Origin of the sequence: Mesorhizobium sp. M7A.F.Ca.CA.002.15.2.1 (assembly GCF_003998715.1) — a bacterium.
Lineage (GTDB): Bacteria > Pseudomonadota > Alphaproteobacteria > Rhizobiales > Rhizobiaceae > Mesorhizobium > Mesorhizobium ciceri.
The window spans coordinates 1-2,636 of record NZ_RZPI01000734.1 but is presented as its reverse complement, the minus strand read 5'-3'; the positions used below and the strand labels follow the sequence as shown (position 1 = coordinate 2,636).

3 protein-coding genes are annotated in these 2,636 nt (G+C 63.2%); 2 read left to right on the top strand and 1 reads right to left on the bottom strand.

What is annotated here, in order from left to right; translation table 11 throughout:
• A partial coding sequence (locus tag ENZ74_RS34755; protein WP_206522346.1) for a hypothetical protein occupies nt 1–309 on the bottom strand: 309 nt, incomplete at its 3' end.
• A 216-nt stretch (nt 310–525) separates the two neighbouring features.
• Here ENZ74_RS34755 and ENZ74_RS28410 point away from each other — a divergent pair.
• Together ENZ74_RS28410 and ENZ74_RS28405 are read left to right on the top strand one after the other, a co-directional pair.
• On the top strand, nt 526–1,716 hold the full coding sequence (locus ENZ74_RS28410; RefSeq protein ID WP_127224566.1) for an OmpA family protein: 1,191 nt from the start codon (nt 526–528) through the stop codon (nt 1,714–1,716).
• Nucleotides 1,717–2,022: 306 nt separating this feature from the next.
• Entirely contained in the window at nt 2,023–2,538 is a 516-nt protein-coding gene (locus ENZ74_RS28405; protein WP_013530171.1) for a TIGR00645 family protein, read from the top strand.
• The last annotated feature ends 98 nt before the right edge of the window (nt 2,539–2,636 follow it).

Here is a 2,636-nt window from a genome sequence, read left to right as displayed (position 1 = left end):
GAGGAACAGCAGCCGCGCAGGAAGAAGCGTGACCAGCAGCAGCAGACCGAGCAGGCGCCGGCCGAACAGGCAGCACCGGCAGAGGAACAGCAGCCGCGCAGAAAGAAGCGTGACCAGCAGCAGCAGACCGAGCAGGCGCCGGCCGAACAGGCAGCACCCGCAGGGGAACAGCAGCCGCGCAGGAAGAAGCGTGATCAGCAGCAGCAGACCGAGCAGACGCCGGCCGAACAGGTCGCGCCGGCCAACGACAATCAGCCCGGCGAGCAGGCCCAGCCGCGCAAGAAGAACAGGCAGGATCAGCAAGCCCAACCTGAAGTCGCCCCGACGCCGAAGGAAGCTCCCGCTGGAGAGGCGACGGCCCCTGCCGGCGAGCAGCCGGCGGCCCAAGGCGAGCAGCCCCAGGACACGACGAAGAAGCACGGCAGGAAACCTGTTGGCGAGCAGCCGGCGACGGCCGAACAACCCACCACCGGCGAACAACCGGCCAATGGTCAGACGGCAGCACCGGCACAGGGCGAAAACCCGGTGCAAGGCGAAGCACCGGCCGATCCAAACGCCGCTCCCATCCTGGACAGCCAGAAGGACGTCGAGCGCAGGGGCGGCGGCCGCAAACGTGGCGACAAGAATGCTCAGCAGGATGGCGAGCAGCAGAATGGCGGGCAAAATGCCCAGCAAGGTGGCGATCAGGGCCGCAAGCCGGTGGCTGCTCCCGTCGACCAGGGTCCGCCGCCCACCGACGACAGGGCCGCACAGCAGGAGATCAAGCCCGAGAAGATCGTCCCGGTGACCGAGGAGAAGGGCACGCGCGTAGAGCGTGCGCCCGATGAGATCGCCCGCGATCGTCGGCGTCCGAAAGGCGTCGACGTCGTCAGGAAACTCGGCGATCGCGTCATCCTACAGTTCAACAACCAGACATTTGTCCAGAGCAATGACGCCCCGCGCGTCACCCGCGGTGCCAAAGAAGTCTACTATGAGGATCTGTCGGGCGATCGCACCCGGGAAATCGTCGAGCGTGACAACGGTGTCCGGATCGTCACCATCCGCAACCGCTATGGCGACGTTATCCAGCGTTCGCGCATCGCGCCGGATGGACGCGAATATGTGCTGAGCTATGTCGACGAGCGGCACTATCAAGATGACAGCGACTGGCGTGATCCCGGCGACGACCTGCCGCCGATGCGGCTGACCATCCCGCGCCGGGAATACATTCTCGATTCCGAGGACGTCGAGAGCCCCGATGACTACTACGAGTTCCTCGAACAGCCCCCGGTCGAGAAGGTCCAGCGCCTCTATTCGATCGACGAGGTCAAGCGTTCGGCCCGCGTGCGCGACATCGCACGTCGCGTCGATCTCGACACGCTCAACTTCGAATTCGGTTCGGCCTCCATCTCCGACACCGAGGTGCAGAAGCTCGAGGGCGTAGCGACGGCCATGGAGAAGCTGTTGAAGAAGAACCCGGCCGAGACCTTCCTGATCGAAGGTCACACCGACGCGGTCGGCACACCGGAGGCTAACCTCGCTCTTTCCGATCGCCGTGCGGAAGCGGTGGCGGAGGCTCTGACCAATGCCTTCGGCATCCCGCCGGAAAACCTGACGACACAGGGCTATGGCGAGGAGTATCTGAAGGTCAACACGGCGGCGCCCAACCGCGAGAACCGCCGCGTCGCCATCCGCCGCATCACCTCGCTGGTGGCACCGGTCGCCAGCAACAATTAGGTCATGATTTCAAAATCATGACCCGGTTTGTGGAATCGGCAAGAGAAGCATCCACCCCCGGCACAGCCGGGGGTGGATGGATGTGCGGGGTTCAACAAGAATTGTACGGGCGTTAGACACGGCTCATTGAATCGCGAGCGCAGCCACCCCAGATTCGGTGCTGGGCGTTCCCTGCCCCGTCCCGACTCCAGCGGGACGCATTGAGCCCCGCCGGACTTTGTTCGGCGGGGTTTTTTGTCTTGCAAACGGTGGCGGCCTCGTCGAATACGGCCATTGTCTGAGAGATCAACCCGCCGGAATCATCCCATGAAGCGTCTCGAACTCGCCATCGAATCGATCATTCTCGCTTCACGCTGGCTGCTCGTCGTTTTCTATATAGGCCTGGCCCTGGCATTGGCCGTCTATGCGCTGTCCTTCGGCAAGAAGCTCTATGAGTTCATTAGCCTGGCGTTCACGCTCGGTGACACCGACACCATCCTGAAGATGCTCGGCTTGATCGATGCCGCGCTGGTTGCCTCGCTGGTGGTGATGGTCATCATCTCGGGCTACGAGAATTTCGTCAGCCGCTTCGACGACCAGGACGGCGGTGTGCACTGGCTGGGCACCATCGATGTCGGTTCGCTGAAGGTCAAGGTTGCCTCGACCATCGTCGCCATCTCGTCGATCCACCTCTTGCAGGTGTTCTTGAACTCATCGTCCTACACGACCGACCAGTTGATGTGGCTGACCATCATCCATCTCGCCTTCGTCGTCTCGGCGCTCATGCTCGCCTATATCGACCGGCTGATGGGCCTGAGCAAAGGCAAGAAGGACGAGGCGTGAGCCTGCGCCCGCCGGACGTTGAATCAATCCCGCAGGAACGATGCCCTACCGCCTTGTTCGAGCAGGGCTTTCCCTGCGGGTGCCGACGGGCTTGGCTC